The following is a 20,035-nucleotide window of genomic DNA, read 5'->3' as shown; positions in this document are numbered from 1 at the left end:
GTTGTTTTTTAATCATACTTAATTGTTACTATTTGGTTTGTTAGCCTATTTCCGCAGTAAAAAAAAATAAAGCTACCTCAAATAAAATTTTAATGTCAAAAATCAACAGTATCTGGGTCTAATCCTGAACTTCCAATAGGATCCATTTGATTGATACGTGTCATATCTGAATCTGAAATTTCAAAATCAAAAATGTCAAAATTTTCTTTTATGCGATGTGGTGTTACAGATTTGGGCAGAGGTAACACGTTATTTTGCAATGCCCAACGAATACAAATTTGAGCAACCGATTTATTATAGTTTTGAGCAATGGCTTTGAGCATGTCGTTATCTAAAACTTCACCACGACCAAGAGGACTCCAGCCTTCAATTTGAATGTTGTTATCGGTACAAAATTTTACACAATCATTTTGCATAAAACCTGGGTGATATTCTATTTGATTAACAGTAGGCTTAATGGTTGCTTGTGCCATCAATGGTTTGAGGTGATGTTCTAAAAAGTTACTAACTCCTATGGCTTTAATTTTCCCGTTTTGGTAAAGTTCTTCCATAGCTCTCCATGTATCGTTATTAAGTTGTTGCCAATTATCAAACTGATGCGCAGTTGCAGGCCAATGAATAAGATAGAGATCAAGATAGTCTAGTTGTAAATCTTTTAATGTGTTTTCAAAAGCTTTTAGGGTTGTTTCATAACCACGCTCTGAATTCCATAATTTGCTTGTTACAAAAAGGTCTTTACGTTCTATGCCACTTTCTTTGATTCCTGCACCAACACCTTTTTCATTTTTATAAATTGCTGCAGCATCTATATGTCTGTAGCCATCATTTAAAGCAGTTTTTATAACATTTATAGCGGTTTCTCCATCTGGAGTTTGCCAAGTACCAAAACCTATAGAAGGAATGTTGATGTTATTATTGAGTTTAAAATATGTTTTCATAATAATAGAAGTGTTTTGAATCTAATGATGCTATGAAGATACGAGTTTTTGAGTATATGGATGTGTTAAGAAAACAATTATGTAATCTTAAATTAAATTAAATTTAATTTAGGCAGCAGAATGTTCGCAATAAAAACGAAGTGGGTTAATTATTGGGATTGTTTAATGGTTTGTTGAGGGTTTGTGTTTAGGGAATTTTTGAAGAGAAAATTAGAGGGAGTAAACAAAGGAACTCATATTGGTTTGATGTAAAGAAAAAATGAAAAGTATAATATAAATTATCAAACAAAAAAATAACGCTCTATAAAAATAGATTTTACTATTTGGAAGATTAGAGTATTTATTATTCATTTAATATTCTGCATTTATGCTCTAATGTTTACCAACGTTTATGGTTAGTTGTGTTTGCAGGAACTAAGTTAGTAAATAGAAACGAGCCAGAAGAGAGTTAGTAGGATTTTACGAGTGAACACACAAAACCAGGTAATTAATTTATATGTTGTTATGCCATTTTATTTTTCGCTGTTGTTAATTCTGTCAAATATTTTTTTGTGAATTTTTCTCCAAAATTGTCAATCGTAATTGCAAAAGCGAAATGTAAAATAAGAGCCATAAATATTCCAAAAAGTATGGATTTCGGGCTTAAAAATGACATAGCCAAAATAAGTGCTACAATTAAAATACCGTAAGTCAATTTAAGCCAAAAGAATGATTTTAATGCTTTTTTAGAAGAAATTGACTCGGTTTCAAGAAATTCAGTTCCGTTACTTTTATAAATCGAAATCTTGTCATTAATTTTCTGTTCGTATTTAAGATATGTTGGAAACATTACCGCCATTTCCAAAATTCCGATTACAATCATAGTAATCGCGAAACTCTTATGATTTGAAAATAATAGAAAAAGCAGACCAACTAACATCGAAACAATACCAATTATACCTGCGAACAGATATAATGTTTTTTCACTATTCAAAAATTCCATTATCCAATCCATATTTGTTGTTTTGCTTTCCAATTGAGCTATTGATTTTGAGTTTAAACTATGTTGTTGTGATTTACGCTTTCTTCGTTAGAATCTATGTTTTAATAGTATTTCCGCTATTTTTTTTAATGTAGGATAACGTTGTTTGTATAGGGTTAGTTGGCGTGTTTTTATTATTAAAATTTTCGATATAATTGTATTTCGTTGAGTTCTTTTGTCAATATTCCGAGTTTCTCATTTTTAGCATATGCAGAAATTAAACTTGTTAAATTGATGTTATTTTCAGATTTCATATCAGCCTCAAAAACCATTGTTGCATTTGTTTCGTTTGATCCATTAATTGAAATTCTGTAATATTTTTTTTCAAATTCTTTTATGGATTTTAAATTACTCGCTTGATATGCAGGCCAATCTTTTGATGTTCTTTTTTTATCTGCCATATTTTTTTCGGCAAATTTGTCGAAATTTTTTTTAATTGACTCTCCAAGTAATTCGTTAGAACAGTTAAAGTCTAAGATTTCAATTTCCTCTTGTTCAAACCTTATCCAAGATTCATCCACATATTGAGGAGCAATCAAGATTTTATTCAATTCAGAGCTTAAATAGAGAACAACCATTTTTGGGAATTTTTTCTTCTCTTTTTTTAATGAATTTAGTAAGTTCATTCTTGGCTATTTATTTTTTAATTTTTTAGTGTTGCGTGAAGTTAGCTATTCTACTAAGAAATCAAGATGTGTATTTAAATATATTTCTCAACGCAACCACTTTTTCATTTCAGGAAAATCCTCACTATTACAAAGTCCCATCCAACTTAATAATGGTAATCCCATATAGACTTTACTTGTGAATTGTTCTATAAACCAGTCTGATGCATTTTTATAACCATCTGGATGAAATACGACTTTTGGATCTAGTTTTAAATGATGCAATGCAGCATATGACCAAAGTATGGCTACGATTTCGTCTCCTAGATTTGGCCAATTGGTTCCAATTTCCGAAGTACCAATAAGAGGTCGTATATGAGTTTCGGTTACTGCAATATGTCCAGCTTCGTGTAGTAAATCTCCAGGATATTTTAGTTTGGCTTGATCTATTAAAATCGTGTTTCCTTTTAAGCTTAATCCAGGCAGAAACGTGTCATCGCTTAAGTTGGTCGAGATGACATTGATATGAATGCTGTTAAGAAAATTAATAATGCGGTTTAAGATAGGATCCTCATAATTCATCTCTAAAAAATCTCATTGTTTTAAATTGTGATGCACTCATCAAAAAGAAGAGTTCTCAAATTTAAGTGTTGCTATTGAGGTTTTTATGGGTAATTATACGTGAATTTTAATTTTCCGAAGAAAAAATAGCTTTTAGGTTTTAAGTGTGTATTTCAATAAGTAAAAAGGAGTCTTTTACTCTTTTTGTGGTTTGAACTATTATTAAAGTAAGTTCATGAAAAAAGCGCAAGTACATAATACTCGCGCTAATTTAGCTATTAATTAATTATAGGGATATTTTATAATTTCTTATGGTGCAAAACTATGACGATTATCTGGGATTAAAATTGATGTATGATAAGAAATTCAATGAACTTAATGCTTTGATAATTCCTTTCTTATTCTACTTAAGCTCTCTGTGGTTATTCCTAAGTATGAAGCAATATGGTAGTTTTTTATACTTTGTTCTATATTGGGATAGGTATTAATGAAATCGAGATAGCGCTCAGTAGCATTTTGTGATAAGTTGATTATAATTCTTCTTTGAAGGGCAGCGAAAGCGCGTTCTAGTTTTTTTCTAAAAAATGTTTCTATTTTAGGGATTTGCTCATATAAATAATCACGATTTTGCTTAGAAATTTCATAGACTATAGCATCATTAATGGTTTCAATATTCATTAAAGCTTTTGATTCTGAAAAGAAAGCAGTGCAATCACTTACCCACCAGTCTTTAATGCCAAACTGTACAGTGTGTTCTTTACCTTGGTTATCTACATGATACAATCTTAGGCAACCATCAAAAACATAATATTGTATGTCTCCAGTATTACCTGGTACGAGAAGTTGGGTTCCTTTTTTATATGTTTTTTTTTTAAAGACAGACTCAATGATTTTGATCTCTTTGTTTGAAAAAGACATGCCTTTAAAAATTTCGTTGATCTTGGAGTTGTCGCTGCGCATTTAGTTTACTTGGTTCTCTTAATATATATAAAACCTTTGTAATGAGCATGTGAGAATCGGCATTCTCATGATATATCAGTTAATCGGTTGTAATTAACAAGAAAAAACCATATTGAATGATTAAAATTCTCTTACTAAAGAAAAGACGTCACAAATAAATTTTGGTAGCTGAGGTTTTGAATTTTAGATTATTTAACTTTCTGAATTCAAAATTTCTTTAACCGCTTGCTTGTACTTCACAGGATTGGTCGCTTTTTTTATCTTCTTGTAGGTTTTTTGCGGATTAGAAAACGACTGAGCAAAGTACTCCCAAAACCCAAGCATTTTCATCTTTATTGGTGTAGGGCCAGATAAAGCAGCATCGTATTGTTCGTAGATTTCGTTGTGAAATGCTTCAAATAATTCCCAACGGTTTTTAGGATATTCTGTGGTGTCGTTTTTTATCATACTCGGTAAAAATGGATCAGCAATTAAACCACGACCAATCATAAAATGATCAATACCAGGGAAACGCTCTTGCATTTTTTTAAACTGAGCCAATGTTGTAATATCTCCATTGTAGTAGAGTTTATGCTTTGCAACATCAATGCATTTTTGAAACGCATCTAAATCTACACCACCTTTGTATAATTGCTTTCCAATACGTGCATGAATCGCCACATTTTTAAGCGGATATTTATCTAGAATAGGGAAAGTGTGTAAAATCTCTTCACTGTTCTCATAACCCATTCTCATTTTCATAGACACCAAAATGTCGGTTTCGTTATGAGCACGATGTAGAATGTCGTCTATTTTATTAGGGTCGCAAATTAAACCAGAACCCATTCCGCGATTGGTCACCATAGGATAAGGACAGCCTAAATTCCAGTTGAGTTCTTTATAGCCTAATTGTTGTACATATTTGGCAACAAATAAAAACTCGTCTGCATCATTGGTAATCACCTGAGGGATGACTTCTAATGTGGTATTGTTCTCTGGTAATAAATCACGCTCGTATGAGGATTTTATTTTTAGTTTTCCGTTGAGACGAATGTATGGCGCATAAAACGTATCAATGCCACCAAAATATTTGTTTTGTGCATTCCTAAATCGGAAATCAGTAAAGCCTTGTAATGGCGAAGATAAAAGTGTGAAACTCATAGTTTATGCTTGTGGCAAATATAAGCGAATTGTTTGTTGTTTTGTACGCTTGTTTTCGAGTTTGATTTGATCATATTTCCGAAGAAAAAAAGACATAAAAAAACCACTTTGATTGAACAAAGTGGTTTTGAATTAGATGTGAGATGCTGTAATCGCAGATTCATGAATACTTTAATTCAAAATATACGTTTATGAATACACAAGTTCAGCATGACGTTGTGATTATTTTATCATCTCGTAGCTACGTTTAATGAAGTTTGTTAACTCTTCACCTTTCAATAAACCTTGAGATAAACGTGCCAAGTCTAAACTTTGCGTGATTAAACGCTCTTGTTTTTTCTTGGTTTTTGTATTTAGAATTTCGCTTACCAACTCAGAGTTTGTGTTTACGATCAAATTGTACATCTCTGGCATATTACCAAACATCTGCATTCCGCCACCACCAGTCTGTTGCATCTCTTTCATACGACGCATAAATTCTGGTTGTGTAATAATAAACGGACTCGCATCACTATCACTAGCTTCTAACTGTACAGAGAATTTTTCCTGCGGAATCACCTCTTTCAATAAAGTCTCTAACGTTGCGTTTTCTTCTTCAGAAAGTTTAGAAATCGCAGTTTCGTCCTTTTTAATTAAGTTATTAATATGATCTCCATCAACACGTGCAAAAGAAATATTTTCTTTAGACGATTCTAATTTTTGGATCAAATGCGATACAATTGGAGAATCTAGCATTAATACTTCATAACCTTTAGCTTTTGCAGACTCAATATATGAGTGTTGCGTGTCTTTATTAGAAGCATATAAAATAACGAGCTTACCATCTTTATCGGTTTGCGTGTCTTTTATTTTGTTGAATAATTCGTCATACGTGTAGAATTTACCATCAACTGTTGGATACAATGCAAAAGCATCTGCTTTTTCAAAGAACTTGTCTTCAGATAGCATTCCGTATTCAATTACAATTTTGATGTCATCCCATTTTTGTTCAAAGTCTTCACGATTCTCGTTGAATAAAGATTTCAACTTATCTGCAACTTTACGTGTGATGTAAGAAGAAATTTTCTTCACAGCACCATCTGCTTGTAAATATGAACGTGATACGTTTAATGGAATATCTGGAGAATCAATCACACCTCTTAACATCGTTAAGAATTCTGGTACAATACCTTCTACATTATCGGTAACATAAACCTGATTTTGGTACAATTGGATTTTATCCTTTTGCATGTTTAAATCATTCGTCATCTTAGGGAAATATAAAATCCCAGTAAGGTTAAACGGATAATCTACATTTAAATGAATATGGAATAATGGCTCCTCAAATTGTGCAGGATATAATTCGCGGTAAAAACTTTTATAATCAGCATCTTCTAATTCTGTTGGTTGTTTAGTCCAAGCAGGATTAGGATTGTTAATGATATTATCTACAGTAATTTTCTTTTGTGGTTCAGTAATTTCTTTACCATCTTCTCCTTTAGTTACTTTAGGAGTAAACTCTGGGTCGTCTATTTCCTTTGTTCCAAATTTGATAGGAACTGGCATAAACTTGTTGTACTTAGATAATAATTCGCTAATGCGATTCTCTTCTAAAAACTCTGTAGAGTCTTCAGCAATATGAAGGATAATTTCTGTTCCTCTTTGAGTTCTATCAGACGCTTCTAAAGTAAACTCAGGTGATCCATCACACGTCCAATGTGCAGCTGGTGCATCTGTATGAGATTTTGTAATAATTTCTACTTTTTCAGCAACCATAAAGGCAGAGTAGAATCCTAGTCCGAAATGTCCAATAATCCCAGAGTCTTTTGCAGAGTCTTTGTATTTGTCTAAAAATTCTTCAGCTCCAGAAAAAGCAACTTGGTTGATGTATTTTTCAACCTCATCAGCACTCATCCCTAAACCTTGGTCAATAATGTGAAGTTTTTTACCTTTTTTATCAATCTTAACTTCAATTACAGGGTTTCCGTATTCGCTTTTAGATTCTCCAATACTTGTTAAATGTTTTAATTTTAATGTCGCATCAGTTGCATTACTTATCAACTCACGTAAAAATATCTCGTGATCGCTGTACAAGAATTTTTTAATGAGCGGAAAAATATTTTCTACCGATACATTAATGTTTCCTTTTGTCATGATTTAATTTATTTGTCATTCCTGCAAAGGCAAGAATTGTATTAATATTAGTTTTCAATTACTTGTAATAGACTAGGCAATAAAAGTACCAATGCTTATAATGTGACAAACTGACACAATTTTTACTTCGGAAATGTAAAAACTTCAATTTCTTGCTTAAAATTTCATAGGGTTATTATTAATTCCTATTTCCGAAGAAAACAGAATACTATGCATGCATAACGAATACGTTTGAGTTTCAAAAATCTTAGTGCTTAAATAGTTAAATTGCAATACTTATTTAATATCAAATTACTATGTACAATTCCAAGATTATAGGTTTGGGACATTACGTTCCAGACAATGTTGTGACAAATGATGATTTATCCAAAATGATGGATACTAATGATGAATGGATCCAAGAACGCACAGGCATCAAAGAGCGTCGTTGGGCAATTGCAGGATCTGAAGATACTACTGCAGGAATGGGAGTGAAAGCTGCTAAAATTGCGATAGAACGCTCTGGAATTGATAAAGATGATATTGATTTCATCATCTTCGCAACCTTAAGTCCAGATATGTATTTTCCTGGTCCAGGTGTGCAAGTACAACATGCTTTAGATATTAAAACGGTAGGCGCTTTAGATGTACGTAACCAATGTTCTGGATTTGTATATGCGATTGCTGTGGCAGATAATTTTATCAAAACAGGCATGTATAAAAATATTCTTGTGATTGGTAGTGAATTACATTCTCACGGATTAGATAAAACAACTCGCGGACGAGGAGTTACCGTGATTTTTGGAGATGGAGCAGGAGCTGCAGTATTAACAAGAGAAGAAGATACGAGTAAAGGAATATTATCTACACACTTACACTCTCAAGGAGAACATGCTGAAGAATTAGTATTGGTTGCTCCGGGAATGGGTAAGCGTTGGGTGAGTGATATTTTAGCAGACAATGATCCTAATGACGAAAGTTATTTCCCGCACATGAATGGACAATTTGTATTTAAAAATGCAGTGGTTCGTTTTAGTGAAGTGATTATGGAAGGCTTAATGAAAAACAACTTAGAGGTTGATGATATTGATATGTTGATTCCGCATCAAGCTAATTTACGTATCGCTCAATTTATACAACGTAAGTTTAAATTAGAAGATGATCAGGTTTTTAATAACATCCAAAAATATGGTAATACGACTGCTGCATCTATTCCAATAGCTTTAACCGAAGCTTGGCTAGAAGGCAAAATAAAAGAAGGAGATACGGTTGTATTGGCTGCTTTTGGGAGTGGTTTTACTTGGGGAAGTGTAATTATTAAATGGTAACACTAATTCCTGCGCAGGCAGGAATCTCATATTTAATATCCACAACCATAGAATTTATAAAGAAACCTCAAAAAAATGGTTTTAAGAATTTGTTGGTGAAAAACACAAACAAAGGCAAAGTGATTCTCAATGTGACAGACGATAATTTTAGACAACCTCATTATTATTATTATTATTATTATAAAATTTAATTGAAACTATTCTTAAAAATATTCTTTCTCCTCCTAATATTTGAAATCTTATTAGGAGTTGGAAACTCTTTTTTTTCTTCGGAAAATATATCTTTTCTAGGAGTGAAATTAAGTTTGGTGACAGGTTCGCTTATTCAAGTTTTTAGCATGCCAATCAATATTTTTGGCAGAGAGTTGCCTTTTTATGCAAGAGAGGCTTGGATTGGTATTGTTTTGACTATTCTTAATATAGCAATTCAATCTTTTATAGTTCTCCAACTTTTTAAAACATTGAAACGATCTAAAATAAAAAATCCCAAAGATTAAACTTTGGGATTTTTCTATTAAGTTAGTTAATATCACCAATGACATCATTCATTATTAAGCTCTTTCGTTATATATTTTATTTTAAGATTTAAATATTTAATAAATTTAAACATTATTATTAGTAATAATATACCTATTAATGCAGCTATCAAATAAGACATAACACTAGCGAGAATTGCAAAAGTATGCGTTGCTCCAAGATCTACTGTTGTTTCATATGTGTTGCTATTTGATTGGGTTATAAAATTCATAGTTATTAATAGTTTTTAAAGATTCTAGTATAATTTCTTTTGTTTTGATAAATTTAGTTTTCAGTGCAATTATTATAAGTGCTAGGATAAAAATTCTTAAAATCATAATTATAAATTTGTATGAACTAAGTTACCAGAAGAATTAATATATTTTAACACTCCGTCGTTTACAGCTTCAATTACTTCATCAGATAAAACTTCATATGAGACATTCGTATTCCAATGAGGAGTGCCAATTATTATTCCTCCATTAACACAGGTGTTATTATATGCTATTTGTTCTGCTTCGTTTAGATTTTATTTGATTTTGTACAGTATAATAATGGAAATGAAATATAATAATATCAAGCCAATAAAATATTTCATTTTTATTTTAAAAGAAGTCCAATCAACCGAAATGGTAGATGTTTTTTGAACCCCAAAAAAATAGAGCACGATAATAAGAACCACAGTTAAAATTAATGCTATATATATTTTTCTCATAACTTCATTAATTACAATTGCCATAACCGAACCATTGATATTTGTAGAGTGTCGGTGCCTCATTAAATCCATCTGGAGGTGTCAAAGTAACATTCCCGCCAACATATTCAAATTCATCTTTTATGAAATCAAGTAAAATTTGAGACATATTTGTTGGTGTTGTATTGCAACCATTTTCATTGTACCAATTATCGAAATTTTCAAAACCTAATTGTAATAAAATAGCTGAATCTGTTGCTGTACTGCCACTATTTAATAAAAATTGTGAATTTATTGGTAGCTGGAAATATAATGCTTGGTGAAAGATACCCATTTCCACGCCAATACAATCCCAGTTTACAATTGTAAATAATTCATGTATTCCAATTACAGCTGCACATTGCCAATTGGTCCCACCAATTTTATGATAGTCAAAACTTTCACAGTCGGGTGGTACATTTGTTGGGTTAAAATAATTTTCAAAATTATCAATCTCACCATTAACCAAAGCCATGATGGCTGCTACTACAAAATCAATATCCCCTTGATTATAACCATCGGCTTCAGTTTGATTTAAACTATTTATATAGTTTGCAATGGCATTTAATTGTTCTTGTGTAGCAGTATTTTGAAGCCAATTATCTTCTATAGAACCTAAATCTACTTCTATAGCATTACTAATTGAGATACCATGTGCAAAAATGGTTATAGGTTGCCACCAAACTATAATATCCATGTCTGGATCATTAGTATTGCTTCCACCATTTCCTCCACTACTTCCTCCGCCATTTCCAGTTGCAGGAATTGATATGTTTGGGTTAAACCAGTCTGTATAACCTCCACCGGTATCTTCTACATCAGTAAACTCTGGCCAATATACATTGACTAAATCATTTTCTATAAAACCTGTTAATCCAAACCAGTCACCACCTATAAAATCTAAAAGCTCTCCCATTGTAAAACCACCGCCATCTCTTGAAGCCATTCTACTATTTGGAGCTACTGCAATTTTAATTCCTTCTTCATATTTAGAGAGGTTTTCCAGATTACCGTCTAAATCATAGATGAAAACATATCCTGAAAATAAGTTGGGGTTGTTTGGAGTTGTATAGATTAAAAATATATACTTAGAATCTATTGTGCTATCATCATCTATTGATCCAAGGAACATTTTAGCATTACCTCCTGTATTGAGTGATATTGGTGTGTAAAGAATATCAACTTGTTGAGGTATAGTTTGCGTTGGTTCCTTATATTTTTTTGGTGTTGATTCATCCCATTTAATGGTCATCTCTGCTTCATCAGCTCTAAACTCCATTGTTATCACCGCCGAGAATTGGTATTTTATTATTTTTTTCAAAATGAAATTTTGCAGCATCAATTGATGGTACTTTAAATCTTTCGTTAATATTTTCAGGTGCTGTAGCATCATCTTCCTTTTGACAAGAGAAAAAAGCTAATGCAACTATTGTTAAAATAATAATTGACTTAAAATTGATGTTTTTCATAAAACCGGTTTTAAGAGTTTAGATTACATGTTAAATCAAAAATATTAATTAATGTGCTTTTTATAGTACGGTTTTACATTACTAATTGTAAGCTTATCCTTGAGCATATTATTTTTTTAATGCAGGCGCTTGAGTCTTCTCATATTTCTATCAAAAACAAAAAATCCCAAAACTTTCGTTTCGGGATTTTTCTGCTATTAATCAATTTAACTTTACACTAAAACTATAACCATTAAATTATGATGTGTTAAACTGATTAACTTGAAAACTTATCACAACCATAAGACGCTCAAATTTGCTTTTTATTACATACGTTAACATTTTTAACTATCAATTAACATTATACCAGTTCATATTCAAAATAACTATAATAAAACGCATTTTTTACTTTCTTCTTCAGGATAAAAAGAAACCGTAACTAAGGCTATGCTTTATTTTTCTACTTTGTATAAAGTAAAAAAATCATCATTTTATTTTATAGAGATTTCAAACAAGAAATGGTATTTTGATGTTTTAAAATTTCAGCATAAAAAAAAAGCCCGTAGAATTAACTACGGGCTTCCTTGCTATTAATCAATTATAGTATTGTTTACTAAATGGATTAATTTATAATAAACCAATTATTATGAATATGGATTTTGTCGTGATTAGAACTGATATCTTACATAAGCGCCTATACTTTAACACTTTATTGTGATTAATCGTGTAAAACAAAAGCCCAAAACTTGACGTTTTGGGCTTTCTTATTTAATAACCAAACATTAACACTAACCATCAACTATTATATGTAGGCTATTAAATTTGCTTTACTATTATATAAATCCTCCGCTTCCAGATTTTTCGTTATCATCTCTGTTTTTACGTTTTAAGGCTCTGTATTTTCCACCACCAAAACGGTATGATAACCCGATATTCCATGAGTTACTTTCCCAATTGAATTCTCCTACTTGTGGTGTTGGTCTGTCTCCTTCAAATTCAAAACTCATAGTGTTTAAAATATCACTGTAGTTGAAGCTAAACGTTGCTCGTTCGTCTTCTAAGAAATTATATCTAAGTCCAGTGTTAACCATGAACATTGGTTGTCTATTAAATTGTAAGCCTTTTTCTTCTCCTCGATACATTGAGAATACTGATAGGCTTAATTTTTTAGTCACTTTAAAATTGTTGAACAATCTAAAGTTGTAAACTACATTATCAACTTTAACAGTTGAACGTTGGATGTCATTTACAGTAGCTATATTTGTTGGCGCAGTTAGTGTTTCTGCAATTCCTTTTTGTTGACGTGCAAATAAATCGAAACTACCATTTAAACTCCACCATTTTGTTGGTCTGTAGTTACTGCTAATTTCAATTCCGTAAGCAGTCGTGTTTTCAAAATTGTCATAGGTTAGAATATTTTTATTAAGATCTAATCTGTCAATAAATACAGCTCTATTAATTTCGTCTTCTACTAATCTGTAAAATACGCCTCCAGTTACGGTTCCGTTTTCAAATTTTCTTGTATAGTTGACCTCTACTGAATTTGTGAACTGAGGTTGTAGATTCGTATTTCCGAAGGAAGAAATCAAAGGCGTACTCCATTCTCTAATTGGATTGACTTGCTGTAATCCTGGACGATCAACACGACGACTAAAACTCATTTGATATGAATTTTTATCGCTTGGAGTATAGGTCACAAACGCTGATGGGTAGACTTGAAAATAATCATTTTCAAAAGGCGTCGTCTCACTTGTGCTTTCTAATTGACGTATGGCAGACGCGTCTTCTGTTACTGTTTCTGCACGAGCACCAACTTGGTAGCTCCATTTGTCAAACGATTTTCCATAAGTGACATATAAGGAATAGATGTCTCTTTTGTAGCTGAAATCTGTTGCAGGTGTTTGGATAAATTCATCACCATTATTAGGCGTTGCATCTTGATTCTCATTGACAGATAAACCTGTGGAATTATAATCTATATTGGTGTCAAATAAGCGCGCTTCGGCACCAATTTCTAATTTTGCTTTATCAGATAACGGATTTACATAATCTAAATTAATAGTTGTTTGATCTCTATCTGTATCTACAAAGTCAGTATAATTTGGAGGAAATGGAATATTTGTAAATCTGAAATTCGCAATTTCATCTTGAGCAAAAACACTATAATCTACTTCTAAATCTAGTTTTTCACCTTCCTTTTTTAATTTATGATTATAGACACCATTGTATTGTGCTACAGTGTTATCAGTATCATTATTAAATGTTTGTAATTGAAGAGGTTCACCAATGTATTGAATTCCTGCATCTCCACTTCCTAAACCATTAAATAGATTTTGATTGGTGAAGAATGATACTGTATTATTATCATTCATATAAAAATCGACGCCAACTTTATAAAGGTGTGATTTATTATTGTTTAGAAAATTGAATGTTTGAACAGATTGATCATCTAAACGCTCAATGCTACCGTAATTAGCATTGTTACCAATGTTGTTACCGTAATTTCCGAAGAAATTAAATTTCCCATTACGATAGTTCATATCTATAGAACTATTAAATTTTGCGTTTATCTCTTTAGTTAACCCAAGATTGATGTTTCCGTTAAAACCAATATTCGTGTTTTTATGTAGAATTATATTAATAATCCCACTCATGCCTTCTGGATTGTATTTTGCTGAAGGATTTGTGATGAGTTCAATTTGCTTTATAGATGTAGAAGGGATTTGTTTCAATAACTGAGCAATTGGCACATTTGATAATTTCCCGTCAACCATAACACGTACATTCTCGTTACCACGTAGGCTAATATTACCCGTTTGTTGATCTACGTTAACTGACGGAATGTTATTCATAATGTCACTAGCAGTAGCTCCTGCAGTCGTTAAATCTTTACCTACGTTAATGACTTTTCTATCAACTTTTTGTTGAATGGTCGTGATTTCGGCAATGACAGTAACTTCGTCTAAGCTTTCAAGATCTTCAGTAAGTCTAATATCGCCTAGATTGATTTTGTAGCCATCTTCACCAATATTTACAGTTTTAGAAACCGTTGTAAAACCAATGTATTGTATAGATACTGTGATCTTACCTTCTGGTATTTTGTCTATTTCAAATGTACCATCGTCTTTTGTGATTCCGCCAGTAATTGTATTGTCTGCAGCATCTTTAATAAGAATGTTAACGTAAGGTAATGGTTGATTTAACGATGCGTCAATGACTCTACCTGATACTTGTCCGTCTCGTAAGTCTAATTTTGGTGGTTGAGCAAATGACATGATTGTAAATAGACAAATGCATAGTTGTGTGAATGTTTTCATTTTGATTGATTGATTGATTGATTGATTGATTGATTGATTGATTGATTGATTGATTGATTGATTGAAAAATGATTGTTAATTTATAGACGACGGTTTCTTTATATTGTTACTCCTTTTAACACTTGTTAACATGGTTTTAACATTTTGAGATTCAAATTCTATAGAAGAGTTTTAATTTTGTAAAAAATCAAATACACATGAGTAAGAAAACATTAGTCATAGGAGCATCTTTAAAACCAGAGCGTTATTCTAATATCGCAATAAATAGATTGAACCGTTACAATCATGAAGTGGTTGCTTTTGGTTTGAGGGAAGGACAAGTAGCAGGTGTAAATATCGATACTAATTTAATGCCTTACAAGAATATTGATACAGTGACTTTGTACCTTAATCCGCAACGTCAAAAGGAATATTATGATTACATAATTGGACTTCATCCAAAGCGTATTATTTTCAATCCAGGAACCGAAAACCCAGAATTCCAAAATATCCTAAAACAAGAGAATATTTATTTTGAAGAAGCTTGTACCTTGGTACTATTGTCTACGAATCAATACTAAACCTAAAAAGGTAAGAAATCCATTTAAGATTAGGATAAAGAAACCAAATTCAAATCCAAGCCATTTTAAGCTGTTCACACTTATGATGTAGGATAAAATTGGCGATAAGACAGCAACGATTGGTACTATTTTGTCTTTGACATTCCAAGTTGTAAATAGTCCAAAAGCATACAAACCAAGTAATGGTCCATAAGTATATCCTGCAAACACAAATAGTTTTTGTATCACACTTTCATCTTGAATGATATATTTAAATCCTATAATGACTAAGATAAGTACAAAAGAAATAGCAATATGAATTCGTTTTCTAATCGTTACTTGTTTTTCTTCGGAATATTTTTTCTCTATATCCAAGATGTCTATACTAAACGATGTTGTTAGTGATGTCAAAGCACTATCTGCACTACTATAAGCAGCAGCAATTAAACCTAGTAAGAAAAAGACAAATACAGTAATGCCTAAATGATTTTTAGCTAAAATTGGAAACAAATCATCTTTATGAGCGTCAATTCCATTTTGTTGCGCATAAACAGTAAGTAAAAGGCCTAAACTTAAAAATACAAAGTTTACTATTGTAAGTACAATGGTGAACCAAAACATGTTTTTTTGAGCATCCTTTAATGTTCTACAGGTTAGGTTTTTTTGCATCATATCTTGGTCTAATCCAGTCATTACAATGGCAATAAAAGCACCAGAGATAAACTGTTTCCAGAAATAATTAGCAGATTTAAAATCTTCAAAAAAGAAGACTTTTGAAAGATCACTATCTAATACGTAGCTTAGGATATTTCCACCTTGAATATCTAAGGAGTCACTTACATAATAGATGGCTACACCAACTGCTATTAACATAAACAGTGTTTGAAGTGTATCTGTCCAAACGATAGTCTTAATACCAGATTTGAACGTGTAAAGCCAAATTAGTAAAACAGTGATAGTCACTGTTTGCCAAAAGCTAACGCCTAAATCATCAAATAGTATGATTTGTAAAACATTGGCAACGAGATATAATCTAAAACTAGCGCCAATAATTCTAGAAATTAAAAAGAAAGAAGCTCCAGTTTTGTAGGCATAATTCCCAAATCTAGTTTCTAAATAGCTGTAAATTGATGTCAGGTTTAATCTATAATATAGCGGTAAGAGAACGGTTCCAATAACTAAGTAACCAACAATATAGCCAAGTACAACTTGCATATAGCTAAATTGAGATGCTTCAATCCAACCAGGTACAGAGATAAATGTGACACCAGAGAGTGATGCACCTATCATCCCAAAAGCAACAACATACCAAGGTGATTGTTTGTTTGCTTTGAAAAAAGCTGCATTTCCAGATGTTTTTCCCGTGAGGTAAGAAATCAAAACTAATACACCAAAATAGGCTAGAATAAGTAGAATAATGACGTTTGTCGACATATAGGTTGTTTTAACAGTGTTTTAATGTAATTGTCTTACTTTAGTAAAAAAAATTGTAAACAATAATAAGTAATTTCTAGAGAATTATATGCTTTTCTGAACAGTAGATTAGTGTATGGAATTCCTTATTGTAATTCAAATTAAAAAAATCACTATTGAAAATGAAAAATTATTACTTACTACTCATATTTTTATTGTCTGTTACTGCCATGTATTCTCAGGATTACAAACAGATGATTTCTGAAGGAACTCACACAGTACAAGACATTCAAACCGTTGCCGAAACTCATTTTGCTCAAGTTGGTACCGAGCGTGGAAAAGGATACAAGCCATACAAACGTTGGGAATATCAAGCACTGAGAAGAATGGATGAAAACGGAATGTTACCATCACCAGAATTTTATTATAATGAATTAGAAATCTACAATAGCTATTTAAATGAAAATTCATCTTCTGCAAGAACTACAATTGGTTCTTGGGAACAATTAGGTCCAATATCATGGAATGCTACAAGTGGCTGGAATCCTGGAGTTGGTCGTATTACTTCAATAGCTGTAGAACCTGAAAATCCAAATCATATTATCGCAGGTGCAGATACTGGAGGTGTTTGGAGGTCTATAGATGGTGGTTTAAACTGGACTGTGTTGACTGATAATTTATCAAACTTAAATGTGTCTGCATTGACAATTCATCCAACTGTAAATACAACCTATTTTTGGGGCTCTGGAAGTGGGACAATTTTTATCTCGACAGATAGTGGTATAACTTGGAGTGTTCTAGCAGACACTGGAAATGGTTCTGTGAATAAAATTCTTATTGATCCAACAAATACTAATAAAATGTACTGTTCAGTACAAAGTGGAGGACTTTATAAATCTACAGATGGAGGAATTAGCTGGACTAAGATTTTACCAGTAATTCCAAACGGTTATGATTTTGAATTTAAGCCTGACGGACTATATAGTACAATATATGCCAGTGGAGATGACTTTTTTGTTTCAACTAATTCTGGTGATAATTGGACAGGACTTGCAGGATTTGGAGATGGTCCGAAAATGATTGGAGTTTCTGCAAATAATCCAGAAGTTGTATATGTTTTAGAAGCAGATAATGGAGTCTTTGGAGGATTGTATAAATCTGAAAATTCTGCAGCATCATTTGTGACATTAAATCACGCAGGTAAAAATTATTTTGGTTACAGTTCTGATCCAGAAGATCCAGAAGATGCAGGTTATGGTCAAGCACCTAGAGATATGGATATTGCAGTAAATCCTAATGATGTAAACGATGTGCATATCGCTGGTATTAATACTTGGAGATCTACAAGTGGAGGTGATTTTTTTACTTCTACATCACAATGGACACCTAATAATGCAAATGGACTTAATATTGGATATTGCCATGCAGATGTAGATATTTTAGAATTTGTAAATGATAAGTTATATGTTGGTACAGATGGAGGATTGTATGTCGCAGAGACTCCTACGGTAGTTAATAGTGCTTATTATAAAGATTTAACAGGAGGTATGGGAATTCGTCAGTTTTATAAAATTGGAATTAGCCAAACAGATCCTGTGATTGTAACGGGTGGTGCTCAGGATAATGGGACTTCTATAATGGATGTAAATGGAGATTGGACAGATTGGTTAGGAGCAGATGGTATGGAAAGTTTTATTGACAAAAACAATTCTAATATAATTTACGGTACTTCTCAAAACGGTTCGCTTTACAGATCATTAAATAGTGGTTTAAGCATTACAGGGATTGGTAGTCCAGAAGGTAAATCTGGAAATTGGATAACACCATTTGAACAAGATCTGATTTTACCTAATGTAGTTTATTCCGGTTATGATGAAGTTTACAAATCAATTAATGGAGGAGATTCTTGGGAAAGTATATCACAAGACTTTGGCGGAAATCTTAATCATTTAAAAATAGCACCTTCTAATAGTAATTATCAATATGCTGCACGAGGTTCAAGTTTGTATAAAAATATGTCTGTTGATACGAATTCAAATTGGACAGCATTAGAAGGCTTTAGTGGATCTATTAACTCTATAACTATACATCCAACAGATCCAAATAGAGTCGCTATTGCAACTACAGGTAATCAAAAGGTGTACGTGTCTTCAAATGGTGGAGATACTTGGACGTCATACAAATTAAATTTGCCAAACTTCAGTGCACAAGCATTAGCATGGCATGACAATGGTGATAATGGGTTGTACTTAGGTATGGATTATGGGATTTATTACATTGATGATACATTTACAGAGTGGCAGCCATTTAGTAATGGTTTACCTAATGTGATTATTAGCGAACTTGAAGTTAATACAGCAGACAATAAAATCTATGCAGGAACTTATGGTCGTGGGTTATGGAGTTCAGATGTGTTTGATGCCACTTTAAGTGTCAATGAATTTGCATTAGAATCTTTTGAGTTATATCCTAATCCTGCAAAAAATAATGTAACAATCAATTGGAATAAAAGTGATCTGGTTTCAGTAAGAATCTATGATGCTTTAGGTAAGTTAATGTATTTTACGAAAAATATCAATATTTCAGAACCAACCACAATTGACGTGTCTAACTATTCTACAGGTCTTTACTTTGTGAAAATTAACAACCTTCAAGGATCTGTGACAAAGAAATTAATCATAGAATAATACAAGATTAAGTATAATAAAAAACCACTATTGTTTTGTAATAGTGGTTTTTTATTTAAACGCATTTGAAATTGCTTTACATATTGTAAATTCGCAACTATGGAATTTTCTTCTAAATTACTAGAAAACGCAGTCAACGAAATGTCGCAATTACCAGGTATTGGTAAGCGCACTGCATTACGTTTGGTGTTACATATGTTGCGTCAGCCAAAGGAGCAAACGCTGGATTTTACGAAGGCATTAAGTACAATGCGAACCGAAATAAAATTATGTAAAAGCTGTCATAATATAAGTGATACAGATCTGTGTGATATTTGCGCGAATCCAAATCGTAATGAAAGCATAGTTTGTGTTGTTGAGGATATTAGAGATGTTATGGCTATTGAAAACACAAGCTCTTTTAAAGGATTGTATCATGTTTTAGGCGGAAAAATATCTCCAATGGATGGTATAGGTCCAAATGAATTAAATATTAGTTCATTGGTGGAGAAAGTTAAGCTTGGTGCAATTACCGAACTTATTTTTGCACTAGGTTCTACAATGGAAGGCGATACCACCAACTTCTATATTTTTAAACAAATTCAAGGTTGCAATGTGAAAACATCTACAATTGCAAGAGGAATCTCTGTTGGAAATGAATTAGAATATACAGACGAGGTGACTCTTGGTAGAAGTATAATTAACAGAATCCCTTTTGAGGCATCTTTAAAATCATAA

16 protein-coding genes are annotated in these 20,035 nt (G+C 32.1%); 5 read left to right on the top strand and 11 right to left on the bottom strand.

All coding sequences use genetic code 11. The features are described 5' to 3' along the window. Positions 1-95: 95 nt before the first annotated feature. The 7 genes from IM744_RS11900 to htpG form a co-directional block, all read right to left on the bottom strand. Positions 96-938 (bottom strand): aldo/keto reductase, encoded by an 843-nt coding sequence (locus tag IM744_RS11900; protein ID WP_194508359.1) that lies wholly within the window; start codon positions 936-938, stop codon positions 96-98. Between the two features lie 502 nt (positions 939-1,440). Next, entirely contained in the window at positions 1,441-1,932 is a 492-nt protein-coding gene (locus tag IM744_RS11895) for a hypothetical protein (RefSeq protein WP_194508358.1), read from the bottom strand. A gap of 164 nt (positions 1,933-2,096) precedes the next feature. Further along, entirely contained in the window at positions 2,097-2,585 is a 489-nt protein-coding gene (locus tag IM744_RS11890; RefSeq protein ID WP_194508357.1) for a hypothetical protein, read from the bottom strand. An 87-nt stretch (positions 2,586-2,672) separates the two neighbouring features. After that, positions 2,673-3,146, bottom strand: a complete 474-nt coding sequence (locus IM744_RS11885; RefSeq protein WP_194508356.1) for a hypothetical protein — start codon at positions 3,144-3,146, stop codon at positions 2,673-2,675. A gap of 354 nt (positions 3,147-3,500) precedes the next feature. After that, the gene (locus IM744_RS11880) at positions 3,501-4,043 is read right to left on the bottom strand and encodes a Crp/Fnr family transcriptional regulator (protein ID WP_241738323.1); all 543 of its coding nucleotides are present in this window, start codon (positions 4,041-4,043) and stop codon (positions 3,501-3,503) included. Between the two features lie 234 nt (positions 4,044-4,277). After that, positions 4,278-5,225: a tRNA dihydrouridine synthase gene (locus IM744_RS11875; protein ID WP_194508354.1), complete on the bottom strand. Its 948-nt coding sequence runs from the start codon at positions 5,223-5,225 to the stop codon at positions 4,278-4,280. A gap of 222 nt (positions 5,226-5,447) precedes the next feature. Next, positions 5,448-7,358, bottom strand: coding sequence for a molecular chaperone HtpG (htpG, locus tag IM744_RS11870; protein ID WP_194508353.1), 1,911 nt, complete (start codon positions 7,356-7,358; stop codon positions 5,448-5,450). A 296-nt stretch (positions 7,359-7,654) separates the two neighbouring features. Here htpG and IM744_RS11865 point away from each other — a divergent pair, with 296 nt between their 5' ends. Beyond that, positions 7,655-8,665 carry a 3-oxoacyl-ACP synthase III family protein gene (locus tag IM744_RS11865; RefSeq protein WP_194508352.1) on the top strand — a complete coding sequence of 337 codons (1,011 nt, stop codon included), beginning with the start codon at positions 7,655-7,657 and terminating at the stop codon, positions 8,663-8,665. 191 nt (positions 8,666-8,856) lie between these two features. After that, on the top strand, positions 8,857-9,162 hold the full coding sequence (locus IM744_RS11860) for a hypothetical protein (protein ID WP_194508351.1): 306 nt from the start codon (positions 8,857-8,859) through the stop codon (positions 9,160-9,162). Positions 9,163-9,903: 741 nt separating this feature from the next. Here IM744_RS11860 and IM744_RS11855 read toward each other — a convergent pair. The 3 genes from IM744_RS11855 to IM744_RS11845 form a co-directional block, all read right to left on the bottom strand. Beyond that, positions 9,904-11,193 carry a hypothetical protein gene (locus IM744_RS11855; protein ID WP_194508350.1) on the bottom strand — a complete coding sequence of 430 codons (1,290 nt, stop codon included), beginning with the start codon at positions 11,191-11,193 and terminating at the stop codon, positions 9,904-9,906. After that, positions 11,183-11,383, bottom strand: coding sequence for a hypothetical protein (locus IM744_RS11850; RefSeq protein WP_194508349.1), 201 nt, complete (start codon positions 11,381-11,383; stop codon positions 11,183-11,185). The genes IM744_RS11855 and IM744_RS11850 overlap by 11 nt, the downstream gene beginning before the upstream one ends. 812 nt (positions 11,384-12,195) lie before the next feature. Continuing rightward, entirely contained in the window at positions 12,196-14,679 is a 2,484-nt protein-coding gene (locus IM744_RS11845; protein WP_194508428.1) for an outer membrane beta-barrel family protein, read from the bottom strand. 197 nt (positions 14,680-14,876) lie between these two features. On the opposite strand from IM744_RS11845, the gene IM744_RS11835 reads away from it, so the two are divergent. Continuing rightward, on the top strand, positions 14,877-15,239 hold the full coding sequence (locus tag IM744_RS11835; RefSeq protein WP_194508348.1) for a CoA-binding protein: 363 nt from the start codon (positions 14,877-14,879) through the stop codon (positions 15,237-15,239). Here the strand turns inward: IM744_RS11835 and IM744_RS11830 are convergent. Beyond that, positions 15,216-16,652 (bottom strand): sodium:solute symporter, encoded by a 1,437-nt coding sequence (locus IM744_RS11830; protein WP_194508347.1) that lies wholly within the window; start codon positions 16,650-16,652, stop codon positions 15,216-15,218. The two genes, IM744_RS11835 and IM744_RS11830, sit on opposite strands and share 24 nt — an antisense overlap. 161 nt (positions 16,653-16,813) lie before the next feature. Here IM744_RS11830 and IM744_RS11825 point away from each other — a divergent pair, with 161 nt between their 5' ends. Together IM744_RS11825 and recR are read left to right on the top strand one after the other, a co-directional pair. Next, on the top strand, positions 16,814-19,318 hold the full coding sequence (locus tag IM744_RS11825; protein ID WP_194508346.1) for a T9SS type A sorting domain-containing protein: 2,505 nt from the start codon (positions 16,814-16,816) through the stop codon (positions 19,316-19,318). 99 nt (positions 19,319-19,417) lie between these two features. After that, positions 19,418-20,035, top strand: coding sequence for a recombination mediator RecR (gene recR, locus IM744_RS11820; RefSeq protein WP_194508345.1), 618 nt, complete (start codon positions 19,418-19,420; stop codon positions 20,033-20,035).

Origin of the sequence: Psychroserpens luteus, assembly GCF_015319355.1 — a bacterium.
GTDB lineage: Bacteria > Bacteroidota > Bacteroidia > Flavobacteriales > Flavobacteriaceae > Psychroserpens > Psychroserpens luteus.
This window is presented reverse-complemented; position numbering and strand designations above follow the sequence as displayed.

Bases quoted from the DNA above. Each gene is read 5' to 3' on its own strand.
- IM744_RS11845 (WP_194508428.1), bottom strand. From the start codon at position 14,679: ATGAAAACATTCACACAACTATGCATTTGTCTATTTACAATCATGTCA.
- IM744_RS11875 (WP_194508354.1), bottom strand. From the start codon at position 5,225: ATGAGTTTCACACTTTTATCTTCGCCATTACAAGGCTTTACTGATTTC.
- IM744_RS11895 (WP_194508358.1), bottom strand. From the start codon at position 1,932: ATGGATTGGATAATGGAATTTTTGAATAGTGAAAAAACATTATATCTG.
- IM744_RS11900 (WP_194508359.1), bottom strand. From the start codon at position 938: ATGAAAACATATTTTAAACTCAATAATAACATCAACATTCCTTCTATA.
- IM744_RS11880 (WP_241738323.1), bottom strand. From the start codon at position 4,043: ATGTCTTTTTCAAACAAAGAGATCAAAATCATTGAGTCTGTCTTTAAA.
- IM744_RS11825 (WP_194508346.1), top strand. From the start codon at position 16,814: ATGAAAAATTATTACTTACTACTCATATTTTTATTGTCTGTTACTGCC.
- htpG (WP_194508353.1), bottom strand. From the start codon at position 7,358: ATGACAAAAGGAAACATTAATGTATCGGTAGAAAATATTTTTCCGCTC.
- IM744_RS11865 (WP_194508352.1), top strand. From the start codon at position 7,655: ATGTACAATTCCAAGATTATAGGTTTGGGACATTACGTTCCAGACAAT.
- recR (WP_194508345.1), top strand. From the start codon at position 19,418: ATGGAATTTTCTTCTAAATTACTAGAAAACGCAGTCAACGAAATGTCG.
- IM744_RS11835 (WP_194508348.1), top strand. From the start codon at position 14,877: ATGAGTAAGAAAACATTAGTCATAGGAGCATCTTTAAAACCAGAGCGT.
- IM744_RS11885 (WP_194508356.1), bottom strand. From the start codon at position 3,146: ATGAATTATGAGGATCCTATCTTAAACCGCATTATTAATTTTCTTAAC.
- IM744_RS11890 (WP_194508357.1), bottom strand. From the start codon at position 2,585: ATGAACTTACTAAATTCATTAAAAAAAGAGAAGAAAAAATTCCCAAAA.
- IM744_RS11855 (WP_194508350.1), bottom strand. From the start codon at position 11,193: ATGGAGTTTAGAGCTGATGAAGCAGAGATGACCATTAAATGGGATGAA.
- IM744_RS11850 (WP_194508349.1), bottom strand. From the start codon at position 11,383: ATGAAAAACATCAATTTTAAGTCAATTATTATTTTAACAATAGTTGCA.
- IM744_RS11830 (WP_194508347.1), bottom strand. From the start codon at position 16,652: ATGTCGACAAACGTCATTATTCTACTTATTCTAGCCTATTTTGGTGTA.